The organism is Actinoplanes sp. NPDC021490 (assembly GCF_055562135.1).
Map to the genome: position 1 here is coordinate 202,479 of NZ_JBVHFW010000020.1, position 20,199 is coordinate 222,677.

16 protein-coding genes and 1 pseudogene are annotated in these 20,199 nt (G+C 71.9%); 10 read left to right on the top strand and 7 right to left on the bottom strand.

Going from position 1 to position 20,199, the window contains the following annotated elements:
- The first annotated feature begins 35 nt into the window (after window positions 1-35).
- Entirely contained in the window at window positions 36-1,658 is a 1,623-nt protein-coding gene (locus ACZ3I4_RS39630; protein ID WP_465387265.1) for an acetolactate synthase, read from the top strand.
- Here the strand turns inward: ACZ3I4_RS39630 and ACZ3I4_RS39635 are convergent.
- The 3 genes from ACZ3I4_RS39635 to ACZ3I4_RS39645 are packed head-to-tail and all read right to left on the bottom strand — an operon-like array spanning window position 1,655 to window position 2,744.
- Window positions 1,655-1,999 carry a PLDc N-terminal domain-containing protein gene (locus ACZ3I4_RS39635; RefSeq protein ID WP_465387266.1) on the bottom strand — a complete coding sequence of 115 codons (345 nt, stop codon included), beginning with the start codon at window positions 1,997-1,999 and terminating at the stop codon, window positions 1,655-1,657. The genes ACZ3I4_RS39630 and ACZ3I4_RS39635 overlap by 4 nt on opposite strands.
- 38 nt (window positions 2,000-2,037) lie before the next feature.
- Window positions 2,038-2,361, bottom strand: a complete 324-nt coding sequence (locus ACZ3I4_RS39640; protein ID WP_465387267.1) for a DUF202 domain-containing protein — start codon at window positions 2,359-2,361, stop codon at window positions 2,038-2,040.
- Window positions 2,358-2,744: a YidH family protein gene (locus ACZ3I4_RS39645; RefSeq protein WP_465387268.1), complete on the bottom strand. Its 387-nt coding sequence runs from the start codon at window positions 2,742-2,744 to the stop codon at window positions 2,358-2,360. The genes ACZ3I4_RS39640 and ACZ3I4_RS39645 overlap by 4 nt, the downstream gene beginning before the upstream one ends.
- 373 nt (window positions 2,745-3,117) lie before the next feature.
- On the opposite strand from ACZ3I4_RS39645, the gene ACZ3I4_RS39650 reads away from it, so the two are divergent.
- The 6 genes and pseudogenes from ACZ3I4_RS39650 to ligA form a co-directional block, all read left to right on the top strand.
- Window positions 3,118-3,894, top strand: coding sequence for an electron transfer flavoprotein subunit beta/FixA family protein (locus ACZ3I4_RS39650; RefSeq protein WP_465387269.1), 777 nt, complete (start codon window positions 3,118-3,120; stop codon window positions 3,892-3,894).
- A gap of 18 nt (window positions 3,895-3,912) precedes the next feature.
- Complete coding sequence (locus ACZ3I4_RS39655; RefSeq protein ID WP_465387270.1) at window positions 3,913-4,845, top strand: electron transfer flavoprotein subunit alpha/FixB family protein; 933 nt, start codon at window positions 3,913-3,915, stop codon at window positions 4,843-4,845.
- 96 nt (window positions 4,846-4,941) lie between these two features.
- Complete coding sequence (locus tag ACZ3I4_RS39660) at window positions 4,942-6,117, top strand: cysteine desulfurase family protein (RefSeq protein ID WP_465387271.1); 1,176 nt, start codon at window positions 4,942-4,944, stop codon at window positions 6,115-6,117.
- Between the two features lie 9 nt (window positions 6,118-6,126).
- Window positions 6,127-7,218: a tRNA 2-thiouridine(34) synthase MnmA gene (gene mnmA, locus ACZ3I4_RS39665; protein ID WP_465387272.1), complete on the top strand. Its 1,092-nt coding sequence runs from the start codon at window positions 6,127-6,129 to the stop codon at window positions 7,216-7,218.
- Complete coding sequence (locus ACZ3I4_RS39670; protein WP_465387273.1) at window positions 7,211-8,203, top strand: methionine synthase; 993 nt, start codon at window positions 7,211-7,213, stop codon at window positions 8,201-8,203. The genes mnmA and ACZ3I4_RS39670 overlap by 8 nt, the downstream gene beginning before the upstream one ends.
- A 71-nt stretch (window positions 8,204-8,274) precedes the next feature.
- Window positions 8,275-10,665 (top strand): annotated as a pseudogene (gene ligA, locus ACZ3I4_RS39675) (NAD-dependent DNA ligase LigA); the annotation flags it as partial.
- A gap of 438 nt (window positions 10,666-11,103) precedes the next feature.
- Here ligA and ACZ3I4_RS39680 read toward each other — a convergent pair.
- On the bottom strand, window positions 11,104-13,215 hold the full coding sequence (locus ACZ3I4_RS39680) for a putative bifunctional diguanylate cyclase/phosphodiesterase (protein WP_465387274.1): 2,112 nt from the start codon (window positions 13,213-13,215) through the stop codon (window positions 11,104-11,106).
- 248 nt (window positions 13,216-13,463) lie between these two features.
- Between ACZ3I4_RS39680 and gatC the strand changes: the two genes are divergently transcribed.
- From gatC to gatB, 3 genes are all read left to right on the top strand, one after another.
- Window positions 13,464-13,763 (top strand): Asp-tRNA(Asn)/Glu-tRNA(Gln) amidotransferase subunit GatC, encoded by a 300-nt coding sequence (gene gatC / locus ACZ3I4_RS39685; RefSeq protein WP_465387275.1) that lies wholly within the window; start codon window positions 13,464-13,466, stop codon window positions 13,761-13,763.
- Between the two features lie 5 nt (window positions 13,764-13,768).
- Window positions 13,769-15,232, top strand: a complete 1,464-nt coding sequence (gene gatA / locus ACZ3I4_RS39690; RefSeq protein ID WP_465387276.1) for an Asp-tRNA(Asn)/Glu-tRNA(Gln) amidotransferase subunit GatA — start codon at window positions 13,769-13,771, stop codon at window positions 15,230-15,232.
- A gap of 111 nt (window positions 15,233-15,343) precedes the next feature.
- Window positions 15,344-16,843, top strand: coding sequence for an Asp-tRNA(Asn)/Glu-tRNA(Gln) amidotransferase subunit GatB (gene gatB / locus ACZ3I4_RS39695; protein WP_465387277.1), 1,500 nt, complete (start codon window positions 15,344-15,346; stop codon window positions 16,841-16,843).
- Between the two features lies 1 nt (window position 16,844).
- Here gatB and ACZ3I4_RS39700 read toward each other — a convergent pair whose 3' ends face one another.
- From ACZ3I4_RS39700 to ACZ3I4_RS39710, 3 genes are all read right to left on the bottom strand, one after another.
- Window positions 16,845-18,461, bottom strand: coding sequence for a metallophosphoesterase family protein (locus ACZ3I4_RS39700; protein ID WP_465387278.1), 1,617 nt, complete (start codon window positions 18,459-18,461; stop codon window positions 16,845-16,847).
- A 63-nt stretch (window positions 18,462-18,524) separates the two neighbouring features.
- On the bottom strand, window positions 18,525-19,700 hold the full coding sequence (locus ACZ3I4_RS39705; RefSeq protein ID WP_465387279.1) for a PQQ-dependent sugar dehydrogenase: 1,176 nt from the start codon (window positions 19,698-19,700) through the stop codon (window positions 18,525-18,527).
- A gap of 40 nt (window positions 19,701-19,740) precedes the next feature.
- Window positions 19,741-20,127 (bottom strand): PH domain-containing protein, encoded by a 387-nt coding sequence (locus tag ACZ3I4_RS39710; protein ID WP_465387280.1) that lies wholly within the window; start codon window positions 20,125-20,127, stop codon window positions 19,741-19,743.
- Window positions 20,128-20,199 lie beyond the last annotated feature (72 nt).

A 20,199-nucleotide genomic window follows, 5' to 3' on the forward strand; every position in this document is an offset into this window, starting at 1 on the left:
CTCACACCGGCGACGAGGCTGAGGGGGCTGCGGGAATGGCAGAAGTGATCGAGGGGCACGGCGGCGAACTGGCGCTGGCCGCGGCGCGGGCGTTCGGGGTGAACGAGATGTTCACGCTGTCCGGCGGGCATGTGTTCCCGCTGTACGACGCCGCGCACAAGACCGACTTCCCGATCTACGACGTGCGCCACGAGCAGACCGCGGTCTTCGCGGCCGAGGCGGTGGCCAAGCTGCAGCGCCGTCCCGGTCTCGCGGTGCTCACCGCCGGTCCGGGCGTCACCAACGGCATCTCCGGTCTGACCAGCGCGTTCTTCAACGCCTCGCCGGTGCTCGTGCTGGGCGGCCGGGCGCCCGCGTTCCGCTGGGGCTCGGGCAGCCTGCAGGAGTTCGATCACGTGCCGCTGGTCGCGCCGATCACCAAGTACGCGGCCACGGTCGGCGACACCGACTCGATTGCCGGCGAGGTGCGCGCGGCCCTGACCGCGGCGCTCACCGCCCACCGCGGCCCGGCCTTCCTCGACATCCCGCTCGAGGTCGTCTTCTCCGGCGGCGAGGCCGCGGCCCCCGGCGAGCCGGCCGTCCCGGTCGTCGAGGCCGACCCCGACGAGGTCGCGCGGGCGGCGTCGCTGCTGGCCACGGCCCAGCGCCCGGTGATCATCGCGGGTTCCGACGTCTGGGGCGGCGACGCGATCGCCGAGCTGCGGGCGGCCGCCGAGGCGCTGCAGGTGCCGGTGTTCACCAACGGCATGGGCCGGGGCGCGCTGCCGCCGTCCCACCCGCTCGCCTTCGCCAAGGCCCGCCGGCCCGCGCTCAACGAGGCCGACCTGGTGTGCGTGATCGGCACCCCGCTCGACTTCCGGCTCGGCTTCGGCGAGTTCGCCGAGGCCCGGGTGGTGCACATCGTCGACGCGCCCGGCCAGCGGGCCACGCACGTCGAGCCGGCCGTCTCACCCGCGGGCGACCTGCGGCGCATCCTGGCCGCGATCGCCGGCTACTCGGGCGACCGGACCGACCACGCGGAGTGGATCTCGGCGCTGCGCTCGGCCGAGGACGCGGGCAAGGCGCGCGACGCCGAGGCGATGGCGGCCGAGACCGACCTGATCAAGCCGGCGCGCATCTACGGCGAGCTGCGCAAGGTGCTCGCCCCCGACGCGGTCACCATCGGGGACGGGGGCGACTTCGTCTCGTACGCGGGAAGGTTCCTCGAGCCCTCGCAGCCTGGCACCTGGCTCGACCCGGGCCCGTACGGGTGTCTCGGCACCGGCATGGGTTACGCGATGGGCGCCCGGGTCACCTATCCCGACCGTCAGATCTGCGTGCTGATGGGCGACGGGGCCGCGGGCTTCTCGCTGATGGACGCCGAGTCGCTGGTCCGGCAGGGGCTCCCGGTCGTCATGGTGGTCGGCAACAACGGCATCTGGGGTCTGGAGAAGCACCCCATGCAGGCTATGTACGGCTACGACGTCGCGGCCGACCTGCAGCCGGGGCTGCGCTACGACGACGTGGTCCGGGCGCTGGGCGGCGCGGGGGAGACGGTCGAGAAGGCGTCCGAGATCGGCCCGGCCCTCGAACGCGCCTTCGCCGCCGGGGTGCCCTATCTGGTCAACGTGCTGACCGACCCCGGCGACGCGTACCCGCGCTCGTCGAACCTGGCTTAGGGCTTGTCCTCCTCGCGGTTCTTTAGTTCCTTTTCCCACTGGGCGAGCATTTCGCGATCCCGCTTCGACTGCTCGGTGTCGACCGAGCGCAGGAAGTCGGCGTCGTCGTCCGGCGAGGCCGGGGCGGGACGCCGGCGCGCGATCCCGCCCTCGACGGGAGCCGGCCGGGGGCGTCCCCAGACGAAATACGCGAGCGGGCCCAGCAGGGGGATGAGAAGGATCACCAGCACCCACACCACGCGGGGGGCGTTGCGGACGCGAGTGGCCGACAAACAGCTGATCAGCCCCAGCACGAAGAGCACCAGCTGTATGGCAGCCAAGAAGATGAACAACCGGACCATGTGGCAATGATGACGCGCCCCGGCCGATCCGGCGACGATCAGAGCATGACAATGACCCCCGCGAGCACCGCGAGGCCGACCGTGGTCAGCGCGTACGCGGTGATCGAGCGCCGACCGGCATGGGGCGGGCGGCGGCGCAGGGCCCGGGCCCTGCGGTAGGCCAGCGCGACGAGGACCGACCAGCCCAGGCCGGCCAGGGCGGCGGTGATCCACTGCCCGGGGCCGGCGTCGGGGTGGACGGCCGGGCGGGCGGCGAGCAGCACGACGACGCCCGCCGACAGGGCCGTACGCCGCCAGGCGAGCCGGGTGCGCTCGGCCGAGGCGCCGTGGTCGGGCGTCCACTCCGCCGGCGGCCCGGTCATCGCGGCGACTGCAGGAGCACCGCCACGATCAGCAACAGCGCGCCGAGGGCGACGACCACGGCCAGGACGGCGGGGAACCTGGAGCCGGGCAGTTCCTCGCCCAGCCGCATGGCCCGTTCGGTGCGCGCCCAGTGGTCGACGGCCCGCAGCGCCACGACCCCGCCCAGCACGAGCAGCGAGACCGCGATGATCTCGCGGAGATAAGTGATGGGCAGCGGCGGCAGGAACTGGGCACAGCCGAGCCCGCCCGCGACCAGGGCCAGGCCGGTGCGGATCCAGGCCAGGAACGTGCGCTCGTTGGCCAGCGAGAACCGGTAATCGGGCGTGCGGCCGACCGTGGGAGTCTTCTCCGGGTCTATCCACTGTCGCAAGCCACCGAACACACGTGGATTATTGACCTTCGGGGTCAAGAAGGCGGGTCCACACGGTGCGGACTTCGTCACTCACGCAGATCTCGCGGAGCCGGCCGCAGCGGCACCACGGCCAGTCGGGGCTCTCGCGGCCATGGACGACCGGTGCCATCGCGGCGGCGCGTGGTAGACGATGTGAGGCGGACGGAAGCAACCCGTCGGCCAAAGGAACGGTAAGCCCGGACATTTCGTACACCTCCCTGCACCGACTGTAGCGATTCGGCGGTCGGAGCGGGTGAGGTGAGTCACTCTTCGTGGCCGACGACGCCTATGCTACCGACGGGTAACCTGTCGGGAGGCGTCCGGCCGCAACGGTGCGTTCACAACAGGAGGTCGTAGGAGCGCGATGAACATCGTCGTACTGGTCAAGCAGGTACCCGACTCCGGTGCCGAGCGCACGCTGAGCGCCGACTACACGGTCGAGCGTGCGTCGGCGAGCAATGTCATCAACGAGATGGACGAGTACGCCATCGAGGAAGCCTTGAAGATCAAGGAGGCGCACGGCGGCGAGGTCACCGTCCTGACGATGGGTCCGGCCGGTGCGACCGAGTCCATCCGCAAGGCGCTGTCGATGGGCCCCGACAAGGCCGTGCACGTCTCCGACGACGCGCTGCACGGCTCGTGCGCCGTCGCGACCTCCAAGGTCCTGGCCGAGGCGCTCAAGACCCTCAACGCCGACCTGGTGCTCTGCGGCGCCGAGTCGACCGACGGCCGCGTCCAGGTCATGCCGCACATGCTGGCCGAGCGCCTGGGCATCGCCGCGCTGACCGGCGCGCGCAAGCTCACCGTGGACGGCTCGCAGCTGACCGCCGAGCGGCAGACCGACGAGGGCTACGAGGTCGTCACCGCGGCCACCCCGGCCGTCGTCAGCGTGTGGGACACCATCAACGAGCCGCGTTACCCGTCCTTCAAGGGCATCATGGCCGCCAAGAAGAAGCCGGTCCAGGCGCTCACCCTGGCCGATCTGGGCATCGCCGCCGACGAGGTCGGCACGGCCGGCGCCACCAGCGCCGTGGTCGAGTTCGCGAAGCGCCCGCCGCGCAGCGCCGGCACCAAGGTCACCGACGAGGGCGAAGGCGGCACGCAGCTGGTCACGTACCTCGCCACCGAGAAGTTCGTCTGAGCGGGGGAGTGAGAATTCATGGCTGAAGTTCTGGTTGTCGTCGAGTCCGGCGTCAAGAAGGTCACGCTCGAGATGCTGACCATCGCCCGCGGGCTCGGTTCGGTCTCGGCGGTCGTGTTCGGCGAGGCCGACACGGCCAAGCTCGGCGAGTACGGCGCCGAGAAGGTCTACGTCGCGTCCGGTGACGACGTCGACGGCTACCTGGTCGCCCCCAAGGCGGCCGTGGTGGCCTCGCTCGTCCGCGACAAGCAGCCCGCCGCGGTCCTGCTGGCCTCCACCCAGGAGGGCAAGGAGATCGCCGGCCGGCTCGCCGTCAAGCTCGACAACGGGCTGCTCACCGACGCGGTCGAGGTGGCCGCCGACGGCACCGCCACGCAGGCCGTCTTCGCCGGCTCGGGGATCGTCAAGTCCAAGGTCACCAAGGGCCTGCCGATCGTGACCGTGCGGCCCAACTCCGTCACGCCGGTGGCGGCCGCCGCCACCCCCGCGGTGGAGCAGGTTACGGTCGCGGTGAGCGAGGCCGACAAGCTGACCAAGGTCGTCGAGCGGGTCGTCGAGCAGAAGGGCTCGCGCCCCGAGCTGACCGAGGCCGGCATCGTCGTCTCGGGCGGCCGCGGAGTCGGCAACGCCGACAACTTCAAGCTGGTCGAGGAACTGGCCGACCTGCTCGGCGGCGCCGTCGGCGCGTCCCGCGCGGCCGTCGACTCGGGCTTCTACCCGCACCAGTTCCAGGTCGGCCAGACCGGCAAGACCGTCTCCCCGCAGCTGTACGTGGCGCTGGGGATCTCCGGTGCGATCCAGCACCGGGCCGGCATGCAGACCAGCAAGACGATCGTCGCGGTCAACAAGGACCCCGAGGCCCCGATCTTCGAGCTGGCCGACTACGGCGTGGTGGGCGACCTGTTCAAGATCGTCCCGCAGGCGGCCGACGAGATCCGCAAGCGGAAGTAGTCCCCGCCCTGTGACGAACGGCTCTGTGACGAACGGCTCGGCGCCCAGCGCCGGGCCGTTCGGCGTTCCCGGGCCCAGGCATAAGCTTGGGCTCTGATGGCCTACTTGGATCACGCTGCGACCACGCCGATGCTCGACGAGGCCCTGGCGGCATATGTTGCGGCGGCCCGCGAGGCCGGTAACCCGTCGTCCCTGCATGCGGCCGGCCGGCGAGCCCGGCGGCTGGTCGAGGAGTCGCGCGAGCGCATCGCGGCGGCCCTCGGCGCCCGGCCCTCCGAGGTGATCTTCACCAGTGGCGGCACCGAGAGCGACAACCTGGCCGTCAAGGGCATCTTCTGGGCCCGGCGCGCGAGCTCGCTCAACCGCAGCCGCGTGGTCGCCTCGTCGGTCGAGCACCACGCCGTCGTCGACACCGCCGAGTGGCTCGGCACACACGAGGGCGCCCAGGTGAGCTGGCTGCCGGTCGACGCCCTCGGGCGGGTCGATCCGGCGTCGCTGGCCGAGCTGCTGGAGGCGTACGCGGAAGAGATCGCGGTCATCAGCGTGCAGTGGGCCAACAACGAGGTCGGCACGATCCAGCCGGTGGCCGAGCTCGCCCAGCTGGCCGCCCAGGCCGGCATCCCGTTCCACACCGATGCCGTGCAGGCCGTCGGGCAGGTGCCGGTCGACTTCACCGCCAGCGGGGCCGCCGCCATGACCGTCACCGGGCACAAGGTCGGCGGGCCGGTCGGCGTGGGCGCGCTGCTGCTCGGCCGCGAGGTCGGCTGCACCCCGCTGCTGCACGGCGGCGGACAGGAACGTGACGTGCGGTCGGGCACGCTCGACACGGCCGGAGTGGTGGCCTTCGCCACCGCGCTCGAGATCACCGTCAAGAACCAGGCCGCGTACGTGGAAAGGGTCGGCCACCTGCGCGACGAGCTCGTGCGCCGGGTCGTCGCCGCCGTGCCCGACGCGATCCTCAACGGTGATCCGTCCGACCGGCTGGCCGGCAACGCGCACTTCAGCTTCCCCGGCTGCGAGGGCGACGCGTTGCTGCTGCTCCTGGACGCGCAGGGCGTCTGCTGCTCGACCGGTTCGGCCTGCTCGGCCGGGGTGGCCCAGCCCAGCCACGTGCTGCTGGCCATGGGCGCCGACGAGGACCGCGCGCGCTCCTCGCTGCGCTTCACCCTCGGGCACACCAGCGTGCTCGAAGACGTCGATGCCCTGCTGGCCGCGCTGCCCGGGGCGGTCGAGCGCGCCCGCCGCGCCACCGCCTGGAAAACCCCCCGTTAGGCTGGTGCCATGCGAGTTCTAGCGGCCATGTCGGGCGGGGTTGATTCCGCCGTCGCCGCCGCGCGCGCCCACGACGCCGGCCACGACGTCACCGGGGTGCACCTGGCGCTGGCGCGCAACCCCCAGACCTATCGGACGGGCGCGCGCGGCTGCTGCACGCTCGAAGACTCCCGCGACGCCCGCCGCGCCGCCGACGTGATCGGCATCCCCTTCTACGTGTGGGACATGGCCGAGCAGTTCCAGGCCAACGTGGTCGACGACTTCGTCGCGGAATACGCGGCCGGCCGCACGCCCAACCCGTGCCTGCGCTGCAACGAAAAGATCAAGTTCGAGGCGGTGCTCGACCGGGCCGTCGCGCTCGGCTTCGACGCCGTCGTGACCGGCCACCACGCGCGCCTCGGGGCCGACGGGCTCCTGCGCCGCAGTGTCGACGAGGGCAAGGACCAGTCGTACGTGCTGGCCGTGCTGACCCGGGCCCAGCTCGACCGCGCGGTCTTCCCGCTCGGCGCCTCCACCAAGGCCCAGGTGCGCGAGGAAGCGGCGGCCCGCGGGCTGGCCGTGGCCGACAAGCCCGACTCGCACGACATCTGCTTCATCGCCGACGGCGACACCAAGGGCTTCCTGCAGCGGCAGCTGGGCGACGCGCCGGGCGACATCGTCGACGGCCGCACCGGCGAGCGGCTCGGCGGTCACAACGGCGCCTACGCGTACACGGTGGGTCAGCGCAAGGGTCTCGACCTGCGGGTTCCCGCGGCCGACGGCCGCCCGCGCTACGTGCTGTCGATCACCCCGGTGACCAACACGGTGACCGTCGGTCCGCGCGAGGATCTCGAGGTCGGCACGGTCACCGCGACCAAGGTGATCTGGCACGGCGCCGAGAGCCCGGTCGAGTGCGACGTGCAGCTGCGGGCCCACGGCGAGGTCTATCCGGCCACGGTCACCATCGAGGGCGACACGCTGACCGCCCGCCTGCAGTCCCCCGCGCGCGGGGTCGCGGCCGGTCAGGCGATCGTGGCCTACCAGCGCTCGGCCGAGGGCGACGCCGTGCTCGGCTCGGCCACCATCACCGCCGCGGCGCCCCTGGCGGCCGCGCGTGCCTGACTTCCCGTGGCGGGCGGGGTCGGCCACCGGCATCGGGTCGCTGCCCGGCACCGACATCGCCGAGGCCCAGCGCATCGTGTTCGGCGAGCTGCCCGATCTGCCGCACCTGGCCGAGTTGCCCGCGCGCGGGCCGGGCGCCGACATGATCGGGCGCAGCGCCGGGTTCCTGGTCGAACTGCCGGTGCAGGTCTACGCCGGGCGCTGGCAGGTCGCGCCGCGCCCCGGCAAAGACCTGCGGGTCACGGCCGACCTGCGGGAACGTGACCTCGACCAGCTCACCGAGCAGGGCGAGACCTACGCCGGGCCACTGAAGATCCAGTCGGCCGGTCCCTGGACACTGGCCGCCTCGATCGACCTGCAGATCGGCGGGCGGCTGCTGCGCGACCCCGGCGCGGTCCGCGACCTGACCGACTCGCTGGCCGAGGGACTGCGCCGGCACGTGGACGACGTGCGCAAGCGGCTGCCCCGGGCCGAGATCCTGCTGCAGCTCGACGAGCCGTCGCTGCCCACCGTGCTGGCCGGCCGGGTGCCGACCGAGAGCGGGCTGGGCGCCTATCGTGCGGTCTCCGGGCCCGACGCGGCGTCGGCGCTGCGTACGGTGGCCGAGGCGGTGGGCGTGCCGGTGATCGCCCATTGCTGTGCCCCCGGGATGCCGTTGCAGGTCTTCCGGGACGCGCAGGCCGCGGCCGTGGCTTTCGACCTGTCGCTGCTCAAGGATCTCGATCCGCTGGGCGAGGCGATCGAGGCCGGGATCGGGCTGTTCGCCGGGGCCGTTCCGACCGGGCCGACGGCCGGCCGCGCCGACGGCAAACGGGTCGCCGAGCGGGTGTCGACGTTGTGGAAGCGGCTCGGTTTCTCGCCCTCCTTGCTGCCGCAGCAGGTGGTCGTCACCCCGGCCTGTGGGCTGGCGGGGGCATCGCCCGATCAGGCCCGGGCCGTGCTGACCGCGTGCCGCGAGGCCGCGCGTCGGTTGTCCGAGGTCTAGGTTCCGCCGGGCCTGGGCCCTAAGCGCGTCGGGCCCTGAAAATGTCGGGGGTGCGTACTACCGTTTCCCCTATGTCTGATGAGGTTGCTGATGCTCAGCCCACCGCCGAACAGGAAGCGGCCGCGGGCCAGGATCCGACGCCTCAGGCGAGCGCCCGGCATGCCGAGCTGAGCGACGAGCTGCGCGGTCACCAATACCGGTATTACGTGCTCGACTCGCCCACCATCTCCGACGCCGAGTTCGACAAGCTGCTGCGCGAGCTCGAGGCGCTCGAGGCCGAGTTCCCGGCGCTGCGCACCCCCGACTCCCCGACGCAGAATGTCGGCGGCACGTTCTCCACGCTGTTCACCCCGGTCGAGCACGCCGAGCGCATGATGTCGCTCGACAACGTCTTCGACGACGAGGAACTGGCGGCCTGGGTCGAGCGCACGCTGCGCGACGCGGGCGGTCCGGCCGAGTTCATCTGCGAGCTCAAGGTCGACGGCCTGGCCATCAACCTGACGTACGAGAAGGGCCGGCTGGTCCGCGGGGCCACGCGCGGCGACGGGCGTACGGGCGAGGATGTGACTCCCAACGTGCGCACGATCCGCGAGATCCCCGAGCGGCTCGCCGACGACAACCCGCCCGACCTGCTCGAGGTGCGCGGCGAGATCTACTTCCCGGTCTCCGCGTTCGCCGATCTCAACGCGTCACTGGTCGAACAGGGCAAGGCGCCGTTCGCCAACCCGCGCAACGCGGCCGCCGGCAGCCTGCGCCAGAAGGATCCGCGCATCACCGCGTCGCGCGGGCTGCGCATGGTCGTGCACGGCATCGGCGCGCGCGCCGGTTTCAACCCGACGTCGCAGTCGCATGCCTACGAGGCTCTGAAGGCGTGGGGCCTGCCCACCAGCGACCGGTGGAAGCTGGTCGAGGACATCGACGGCATCCGCGACTACATCGCCTATTACGGCGAGCACCGGCACGACGTCGAGCACGAGATCGACGGCGTAGTCATCAAGACCGACCCGGTGGCGATCCAGGGCCGGCTGGGCTCGACGTCGCGCGCGCCGCGCTGGGCCATCGCCTACAAATACCCGCCTGAGGAGGTCACCACCAAGCTCCTCGACATCGACGTCAACGTGGGCCGCACGGGCCGGGTCACGCCGTTCGCCGTGCTCGAGCCGGTCAAGGTGGCCGGGTCGACGGTCGCGCTGGCCACGCTGCACAACGCGCGCGAGGTCGAGCGCAAGGGCGTGTGGATCGGCGACACCATCGTGCTGCGCAAGGCGGGCGACGTGATCCCCGAGGTGCTCGGCCCGGTGATCGACCTGCGCCCCGACGACGCACGCCCCTTCGTGATGCCGACGCACTGCCCCGCCTGCGGCACCAAGCTGGCGCCGGCCAAGGAAAGCGACATCGACATCCGCTGTCCCAACACGCGGTCGTGTCCGTCGCAGCTGCGCGAGCGGGTCTTCCACCTGGCCGGGCGGGGCGCGTTCGACATCGAGATGCTGGGCTACAAGGCCGGCCAGGCGCTGCTCGACTCGGGCGTGATCAGCGACGAGGGCGACCTGTTCTCGCTCACCGAGGATCAGCTGCGCCAGTCCCCGTTCTTCGTCAACCAGGACGGCAGCCTCGGCACCAACGCGGTCAAGCTGCTGGAAAACCTGGACCGCGCCAAGGACCGCCCGCTCTGGCGCGTGCTGGTGGCCCTGTCGATCCGCCACGTCGGTCCGACCGCGGCCCAGGCGCTGGCCCGCCAGTTCGGCTCGATGGAGGCGATCGAGGCCGTCGTGGCCGCCGCCCCCGGCAGCGCCGAGGAGGCCGCCGCGGTCGCCGCCTCCGCCCCGCCGGCCACCGCTGACGCCACCGCCGCCACCACCACCGCAGCCGCTCAGGCCACCACCGCAGCCGCTGAGGCCACGCCAACCACCGCGGGCGCTGACGTCACCGCCGATGTGGCCGCTTCTACCGAAACTGCCGCTGGCACTGAGACCGGCGCCGGTGAGGCTGCCGCCGCCGAGGCCGCCGCCGAGGGCTCCAAAAAGAAGGCCAAGGCCGAGCCCGATCTGCTGTCGACGGTGGAGGGCGTCGGGCCGACCATCGCCGAGAGCCTGCGCGAATGGTTCGCGGTCGACTGGCATCGCGACATCGTGCGCAAGTGGCGCGAGGCCGGTGTCCGCATGGCTGACGAGCGGGTCGACGAGGGTCCCCGCCCGCTCGAGGGCCTCACCCTCGTCGTCACGGGCACGCTGGCCACCCATTCGCGCGACCAGGCGACCGAGGCCGTGACGTCGCGCGGCGGCAAGGTGAGCGGTTCGGTCTCGAAGAAGACGGCGTTCGTCGTGGTCGGCGACAACCCCGGCAGCAAATACGACAAGGCGCTGTCGCTCAAGGTGCCCGTGCTCAACGAGGAGGGCTTCGCCGTCCTGCTGGCCGACGGCCCCGACGCGGCTCGGGAGGTCGCCGAGATCGGCTCCGACGGCTGAGGTGCTGCCCCGAGGGCGAACCCGGGAGCCAATCGCGAGGGCAGATCAGGAACGGGCAAGGCCATCGCCACGGCTGCGACCATCGCCATCGCCATCGCCATCGCCATCGCCATCGCCACGGCTGCGGCCAGTGCCACGGCTGCGGCCAGCGCTATGGCTATGGCTGCGGCCAGCGCTATGGCTGCGGCCAACCGCTATGGCTACGGCCCGTCGCTGCCACCGACACCGCCACCGACGCGACTGGGCAGGACGGATGAAGAAGCTTTAGCCGACAGGCGCCGTTTGCGACAAAGCGCTGTGGACAAGGCCAGTTGACCGCCGGCCAAGGCGCTAGCTTCGCTCCCTGCCCTTGGGTGGGCGGGGGAGGTGGTGGCACTCCGTCGATCTTGAGGCGGGGGAGGTGGTGGCACTCCGTCGATCTTGAGGGTGGGGTTACCAGGGCGGGGTTGCTGCGGTGGCCGGGCGCAGGGGGCGGTATCGGTTCAGCCAGTCCGCGAGCTCGGGGGCCGGCATCGGGCGGGCGTGGAACCAGCCCTGTGCGGCGTGGCAGCCGGCCTCGGCCAGCAAGCGCCACGTGCGCTCGTCCTCGACGCCCTCGGCCACGGCTCGCAGGCCCAGCGCCTCGGCCAGGTCGATGACGGACCGCACTATCGCGGCGTCGCCGTGGTCGGTCGCCATGCCCAGGACGAAGGAGCGGTCGATCTTCACCTCGGCCAGGGGCAGCCGGCGCAGGTGCTGCAGGGACGAATAGCCGGTGCCGAAGTCGTCGAGCGAGATGGCGATGCCCATCCGGTCCAGGCGGGTGATCGTGCTCAGGACGCGGTGCGGGTCGGCCATCAGCGCGCTCTCGGTGATCTCCAGCTGGAGCAGGTCGGGCGGGATGTCGTACCTGTGCAGCAGGTCGTCGACCCGGTCGGCGATGTCGCCCGCGTGCAGGTCGCGCGCGCTGATGTTGACCGCCGCGCGCAGGGGCCGGCCCGCGTCACGCCACTCGGCCAGCTGGGCGACCACGTCGTGCAGCACCCGGCCGGTGAGCAGGCGCATCACCGGGGTCGGCTCGGCCACCCGGATCAGCTCTTCGGGACCGACCAGCCCGCGCTCGGGGTGCCGCCAGCGCAGCAGGGCCTCCACACCGACCACCTCGCCGGTCGCGATGGCGATCTGCGGCTGGTAGAAGAGCATGATCCCGTCGTCGGGCGAGTCCGAGCGCAGTGCGTGCCGCAGGTCGGCCAGCAGGGCCAGGCGGTCGGGCGTGTGGTGCGGAGCGTCGGGGCCATAGATGGTGAACTGGTCGCCGCGCTGCTTGGCGTCGTACATGGCTGCCTCGGCCTCGCGCAGCAGCGACGCGCCGTCGCCGCCCGGCTCCCGCTGCAGCGCGATCCCGATCGAGGCGGTGATGTCGACCGGCATGCCGTCCAGGGTGAACGGCCGGTTGAGCGCCTCGGTCAGGTGCTCGGCGATGCGGCACGCGCCCGGTGGACCGTCGGCCCGCGTGGCCAGGACGGCGAACTCGTCGCCGCCGAGCCGCACCACGAGGTCGTGGGCGGGCACCACGTCGGCCAGGCGCCGCGCGACCTCGGCCAGCAGCCGGTCGCCCATGCCGTGCCCGAGCGCGTCGTTGACCGTACGGAACCGGTCGAGGTCGAGAAGCAGAAGCGCGAGCCGCCGTCCCGGGGACTGCGAGAGCATCGCCGCGTGCAGCGCGCGCCGGTTCGGGAGCCCGGTCAGCGCGTCCACGCGGGAGGCCCGCTCGAACTCGCCGGCCGAGCGGACCATCCGGTGCACGGCGTGCAGCGCGAGCAGCACCAGTGGCACGAAGGCCAGCCCGACCTGCGCGGTGGCCAGCACGACCGGCCCGAGCAGCAGAAGCGCGGCCGTGGCCAGCAGCTCCACCCCGAACCGCCGGAGCCGTCGCAGGCGTTGCAGTCGGCCGGGCCGGTCGGCCGTCCAGCGGGCGACGAGGGCGGCCAGCCCGTAGCGGGCCAGGATCCACGCGCCGGCCGCGGCCACGGTCAGCAGGGCGTCGCCCCAGTCGGGGCCGGGGCCGATGCGCAGCGAGACGAGCTCGACGACCAGGCAGGCCGCGCCCAGCGCAACGGCGTGCTGGACGGCCAGGTGCAGCATGCGTTGCGGGGTGTGCCGCAGGCGGATGCCGGCCACGGTGACCGCGACCAGCTGGGTGGCCAGGGCCGGACCGTAGCCCCAGGCCAGCGCGATGGCGAAGGTGAAGCAGATGGACGGCAGGATGACCTCGCTGGCCCGGCGGTTGGCCACCACGTACGGGCGAGCGTCGACGATCACGGCCAGGAAACCCATCAGCCAGTACGCGGCCGGCAGCGTCTCGAACTGCGGCCGGTCGAGCGCATAGAGCCCGGCGTCGACGGCGGCCACGAGCAGACCGGTGACCAGGAGCGCCCGGCGACGGCGGGCCGAGCCGCCGGGGGCCCGGTCGGAGCCGGAGGGCCGCCGCCGTCGCACGATGATCGTGTCGTGGTCGGATTCGCGACCGCTCGCCGCGGGGTCGCGGGGGCGTGCGGCATCCATGCGACCTCCACCAGGGACTCGATCATCAGATCGTTCCCACGATAGATCCACATGGGCGATTAACCGCGAAACGGCCTTGCCGTTATCAAATCGGCATGAGCCGCCAAACGCTCATTAAACATAAATTACCTCTAACGGGCGACGCCTTTCGTCCGCGCCGCCGCCCCGACGCCCCAGCCAAACAGCCCGGCCGCGAGCGAAATAGACTCGTACGGTCAGCCGCAGCATCGACAGAAAGTAGGGGCAGGATGGCCGCCATCTCCCGCGAAGAGGTTGCGCACCTCGCGCGCCTGTCGCGGCTCGCCGTGACCGAGGACGAACTGGACCGGTTCGCGGGGCAGCTCGATGTGATCCTGCAGTCGGTGGCCCGGATCGGTGATGTGGCCGCCGACGACATCCCGCCGACCTCGCACTCGGTGCCGCTGACCAACGTGTACCGCGATGACGTCCCGGTGCCGTCCCTCACGCAGGAAGAGGCGCTGTCCGGCGCTCCCGACGCGTACGAGGGCCGGTTCCGGGTGCCGCGGATCCTGGACGAGGAGGACTGACCGCCGTGTCTGACCTGACCAAGATGTCGGCGGCCCAGCTCGCCAAGGCGATCGCCGGCAAGGAGGCCTCGGCGGTCGAGGTCGCCACCGCCCACCTCGACCGCATCGACGCCGTCGACGAGCGGGTGCACGCCTTCCTGCACGTCGACCGCGAGGGCGCGCTCGCCGCCGCGGCCAAGGTGGACGCCGGTGAGGTGACGGGTCCGCTGGCCGGTGTGCCGGTCGCCGTCAAGGACGTCATCGCGACCAAGGGCGTCCCGACCACCGCCGCCTCCAAGATCCTCGAGGGCTGGCGCCCGCCGTACGACGCGACGCTGGTCGAGCGGCTGCGCGCGGCGGGCACGGTGATGCTCGGCAAGACCAACATGGACGAGTTCGCGATGGGCTCCTCCACCGAATACTCCGCCTACGGGCCCACCAACAACCCGTGGGACCTCGGCCGCATCCCGGGCGGCTCGGGTGGCGGCAGCGCCGCGGCCATCGCCGCGTTCGAGGCCCCGCTGGCCATCGGCACCGACACCGGCGGCTCGATCCGCCAGCCCGGCGCGGTCACCGGCACCGTCGGCGCCAAGCCCACATACGGAGGCACCTCCCGCTACGGTCTGATCGCGTTCTCCAGCTCGCTCGACACGCCGGGCCCGTGTGCCCGCAACGTCGAGGACGCGGCTCTGCTGCACTCGGTGATCGCCGGCCACGACCCGCGCGACTCCACCTCGATCCCGCAGCCGGTGCCCGACGTGGTCGGCGCGGCCCGCCTGGGCGCCACCGGCGACCTGAGCGGCGTCCGGCTCGGCGTGGTCAAGGAGTTCGCCGGTGACGGGTCCGAGCCGGGTGTCCTCAGCGCTTTCCACGAGTCGCTCGAGGCGCTGGTCAAGCTGGGTGCCGAGATCGTCGAGGTCTCCTGCCCCCACTTCCAGTACGCCCTGCCGGCCTACTACCTGATCGCGCCGAGCGAGGCCTCTTCCAACCTGGCCCGGTTCGACGGCGTGCGTTACGGCCTGCGCACCGGCGACGACGGCAGCCGCTCGCTCGAAGAGGTCATGTCGCTGACCCGCGACGCCGGCTTCGGTCCCGAGGTCAAGCGGCGCATCATCCTGGGGACGTACGCGCTGTCCAGCGGTTACTACGACGCGTACTACGGCCAGGCCCAGAAGGTCCGCACGCTCATCACGCGCGACTTCGAGGCGGCGTGGAACAGCGTGGACGTGCTGGTCTCGCCGACCACCCCGTTCGTGGCGTTCCCGTTCGGCTCGCGCACCTCGGACCCGTACCAGATGTATCTGGCCGACCTCTTCACCATCCCCACCAACCTGTACGGCGGCCCGGCGATCTCGGTGCCGTGCGGGCTCTCGGAGGGGCTGCCGGTCGGGTTCCAGGTGATGGCGCCCACGATGGCCGACGACCGCATGTACCGGGTCGCCGCCGCCCTCGAGTCCGCGGTCGGCACGCTCACTCCGCCGGCCCTCTAAACGGGTGTGGCCCGGGGATCTCGCCAGCCGGTGAGGTCCCCGGCCCCTGCACCTCGCCGCCCGACTAGTCTTGAATCCGTTCAGTTCGCCGGTCTCCTGGGAGCTCATCGCATGACCACCACCGCGCTGCCCGCATACGAGGACGCCGTCTCGCGTTACGAGCCGGTCATCGGCCTCGAGACCCACGTCGAGCTGGGCACGGCCACCAAGATGTTCTGCGGTTGCCGCACCGACTTCGGCGCCGAGCCCAACACGCAGGTCTGCCCGGTCTGCCTGGGTCTGCCGGGCGCGCTGCCGGTGGCCAACCGCGCGGGCATCGAGGCGACCATCCGCATCGGCCTGGCCCTCAACTGCGACATCGTCGAGTGGTGCCGCATGGCGCGGAAGAACTACTTCTACCCCGACATGCCGAAGAACTTCCAGACCTCGCAGTACGACGAGCCCCTGTGCGTCGACGGCTATGTCGACGTCGAGCTGGGCGGCAAGTCCTACCGCATCGGCATCGAGCGGGTGCACCTCGAGGAGGACACCGGCAAGAGCCTGCACGTCGGCGGCGCGACCGGGCGCATCCACGGGGCGACCGAGTCGCTGGTCGACTACAACCGGGCCGGCATCCCGCTGGTCGAGATCGTCACCAAGCCGGTGCCGGGTCTGGGCGCGCTCGCTCCCGAGGTGGCCAAGGCCTATGTGGCCGAGCTGCGCGACATCATCCGTTCGCTCGGTGTCTCCGACGTGCGGATGGAACAGGGCTCGCTGCGCTGCGACGTGAACACCTCGCTCAACAAGCCGGGCGAAGAGTGGGGCACACGCACCGAGACCAAGAACGTGAACTCGCTGCGCTCGGTCGAGCGCGCGGTCCGTTCCGAGATCATCCGGCAGTCGAGCCTGCTCGACGAGGGGGTCCGCATCTTCCAGGAGACGCGGCACTTCCAGGAGACCACCGGCGACACCCGGCCGGGCCGCTCGAAGGAGACGGCGACCGACTACCGCTACTTCCCCGAGCCCGACCTGGTGCCGATCGCGCCCGACCCGGCGTGGGTGGCCGAGCTCAAGGCCGCCCTGCCCGAGCGGCCGAGCAGCAAGCGGGCCCGCCTCCGCGAGGAGTGGGGGATCAGCCCGACCGACATGGAGTCGGTGGCGAACGCCGGCGCGGTCGAGCTGATCGAGGAGACCATCGCCGCCGGTTCCTCGCCCGCGGGCGCGCGCAAGTGGTGGATGGGCGAGCTGGCCCGCCGGGCCAACGAGACCGGCGTCGAGCTGTCCGCCGTGGGCGCCACCCCGGCCCAGGTCGCCGCGCTGCAAAAGCTGGTCGACGAGGGCAAGCTCAACGACAAGCTGGCCCGTCAGGTGCTCGAGGGCGTCGTGGCCGGCGAGGGTGACCCGGCCGCCGTCATGAGCGCCCGGGGGCTCGGGGTCGTCTCCGACACGGGCGCGCTGACCAAGGCCGTCGACGAGGCGATCGCCGCCAACCCCGACGTCGCCGCCAAGATCCGCGACGGCAAGGTGGCCGCGGCGGGCGCGCTGGTCGGCGCGGTCATGAAGACCACGCGCGGCCAGGCCGACGCCAAGTCGGTGCGCGACCTGATCCTGGAGCGCCTCGGCGCGAGCTGACCTACGGGGTCGGCGACAGCGACGGCGCGGGCTGCTCTTCGGGGTCCGCGCCGATCACGTTGCGCTGCATCTCCACGTTGGACTGGCCGGTGCCGCCCAGCTTGATGTCGTCGTAGGCCTTGAGCTGCCGGTTCTCGTCGAAGTAGAGCACCGACAGGCTCAGCGGCGTCGGCTCCTCCTTCTCGAGACCGCGCAGCCCGGCGCCGCCCGTCGAACCCTCGATCATGAGCCGGGTGGCCACCGGGGCAGCGTCGGCTCCCGAGGCCGCCGGGGCCGGTGAGGCCGAAGGTTCCGGCGCGGGGGCGGGCAGCAGCTCGACCGAGCGCTGGTGCCGGTGGCCGGCGAGCACGAGCGGCACCACGCCGGACAGCGGCGGCGCCATCGCCGGGTCGTGCACCAGGGCGATGTCGACCGGTTTGCCGGACGCCCGGATCGTGCCGGCCAGCTGCGATCCGGCCCGCAGCAGCGGCGACTGCACCGGTTCGTCGGCGTTCCCGGCGGGCGGGGTCTCGTTTTTGTCCGGCGTGAACTCCGGATCGCCGATGCCGCCGATGGTCAGGCCGGCCACCGTGGTGATCTTGTTGTCGAGCACTGTCGCATTGCGCTGGCGGGCCACGGCGGTCTGGATCGAGGCCGAGTCGTGGTTGCCGCGCACCCAGATGTACGGCACCCCGACCGAGGGGATCGAGGACGCGTACCCGGTCTCGGCCGTGCTGCCCCAGTCGACCAGATCGCCGGTGTCAATCACGACGTCGATGTCGAAGGTCTGCACCACGGTTCGGATCAGCCCGTACGCCTGCGGGCTCAGGTGCAGGTCGGAGACGTGCAGCACGCGTGTCGTGTTGCCGGCCGGCTCGTAGACCGGCAGCGACGAGACGGTCGTGTAGAGCCGGCTCACGTTGCTGACGATCTGCTGCAGCTGCTCGGAATACCGCCCGTAGTTGTCGGCGATCCGGCGCGCGTCACCGACCACGGCGGGCGCGTTGACCAGCAGACCCTCGTAGCGCGGCTCGGCGATCGATTCGGGCCGTAGCGTGTTCGCGGCCAGACCCAGGCTCGCCCCGGTCACCAGCAGCGCGGTCAGACCCGACGCGGCGACCCGGCGCACATTGCGGAAGATCAGCGCGCTCAGCACCAGGGCGCTGAGCACGGCGATGCCCAGCGTGCGCACGCCGAGCCGGATCACGCCGTCGCGCACGTCGTCGACCGCGTTCTCGCCGGCGCGGCTGATCGCGGTCGGCTCGTCGATCAGGGCCTCGGTGCGGCTCTGGTCGAGCGCGGCCAGGTTGACCTTGAGGTGGATCGGCCCGTCATGGCTGTCGAGGTGCAGCGAGCCGAGCGGCGGCAGGTCGACCTCGGTGCCGCCGAAGACCGACGGGCTGATCGACATCTCCGCGCGGAACGGCCCCACGTTGACGTTGGCGTGCGCGAACAGCATCGTCCCGATCACCACGCCGGCCACGCTGATCAGGGCGATCATGGCGGCGACCCGGAGCCGGCCGGTCCACGGGCTGCGCCGCACCACCCCGAAGAGCCTTCCCACCACGTACGGGAATCGGCGCACCTCCGACAGCAGGCGCTCGCGGGTCGTCATTGTCGGGGGCGTCTGTTCGATCATCGTCGGCTCACCTGCCCGGCCCTTCCGCCCGTCAAACCGTGGTCCCTCCCACCGTGGCACCGGTCAGCTGCGACCGGCGCCGCCGTCCGAGAAGACCAGCCGAATGATCCGGTCGTCGTCGGCGCTCGGGGTGCCCTCGTCCTCCTGGTTCGACGTGCCCACCCAGAGCGAGCCGTCGGGTGCGGTGACCATGCTGCGCAGCCGGCCGTACTCCCCGACCAGCGCCTCCTGCGGCGTGCCCAGCACGGTGCCGTTCTCGGTCACGTTGAGCAGGTAGATCCGCTTGCCCAGCAGGCACGCGGTGGCCACCGTCTGCTCGAGCACGGCGACGCCCGAGCAGCCCGAGTCGTCGACCGGCCAGCTGAACAACGGGTTGGCCAGCTTCGTGTCGCTGCCGGGGCCGTCGGCCCGGGGCCAGCCGTAGTTCTTGCCCTTGGCGATCACGTTGAGCTCGCCCGACTTCTTCTGCCCGCTCTCACTGGCGTACAGGCGCTTGGTCTTGTCCCAGGCCAGGCCCTGGACGTTGTGGTGGCCGGAGCTCCAGACCAGGCTGTCCTTCACCGGGTTGCCCGCCGAGGGCTTGCCGGCCGTGGTCATCCGCAGGATCTTGCCGCCGAGGCTCTTCGGATTTTGCGCCTGGGAACCGGCCGGGGTGCCGTCGCCGGTGCCCGCGTAGAGCTGACCGTCGGGGCCGAAGGCGAGCGCGCCGCCGTTGAAGTCGGTCGAGCGCGGGATGCCGGTCAGGATCGGCTGGAGCCGCCCGCCGATCACCAGCTTGCCGATGCGGTTGTCCTTGGCGGTGGAGTAGTAGACGTACACCGTCTTGTCGGTCTGATATTTCGGCGAGACCGCGATGCCGAGCAGGCCGCCGTCGCCGGACGCGCGCACCTCGGCCAGGCGCTGGGCCTCGGTGACCGTCAGGCCCTCGGCGTCGGAGTCGGGACCGACCTTGAGGATGCGCGCGGTGTCCCGTTCGGTGACCAGCGCCGACCCGTCGGGCAGGAAAGCCATGCCCCACGGCACGTCGAGCCCCTTGGCCAGGACGGTGACCGCGACCTCCTGGCTGCCGCCGCTCGGGTTCTGAGCCTCGTCGGAGGCGTCGACCGACGGCTTGGGCAGGTTCGGCGGGGCGCCCTGCTGGTCGGGATCGGGCGGGCCGAAGCTGCACGCCGAGGCGAGCCCCAGCACGGCGGCGAGCGTCACCGAGACGACGCGGGCCCGGCGGGAACGCACGATCACTCGACCTCCTCGGGGTTCGACGCACCCCAGGGTAGCGAGGTCAGCTGGGAGGCTGGTCGGAGTGGCCGATCTCTTGCCCGCCGACGGCCAGGACCCGGGGCAGATTGTCGGGGGTCACGCCGGTCAGACGGATGACGTTGCCGTTGTCGAGCAGCGCGGAGATCTGCCCGCTGGCGTCGGGCGCGAGCTCGCTGATCCGCGGCCACGGCACCCGGGTGCTGCCGACCAGGGCGCGGACCCGCAGCTCGTCGGCGTAGACGTCGGTGCCGGCACGCCAGGCCCAGACGAAGGCGGCGATCGGGATCAGCAGAATCGGGGTGAGCTGCCACATCGCGCCGGCCAGGGGGATGGCGCCGACGAAGGCGATCGCCGACGCGACGATCAGGGCGCCGGTCTTGCGGACGCGCAGCAGGGGCTTGGAGCTCACGATCTCATCTTCCCACCCACTGTGTGCGGTGTTTCTGCCGGTCCCGGCGCATACTCGGGCGCATGACTTTCC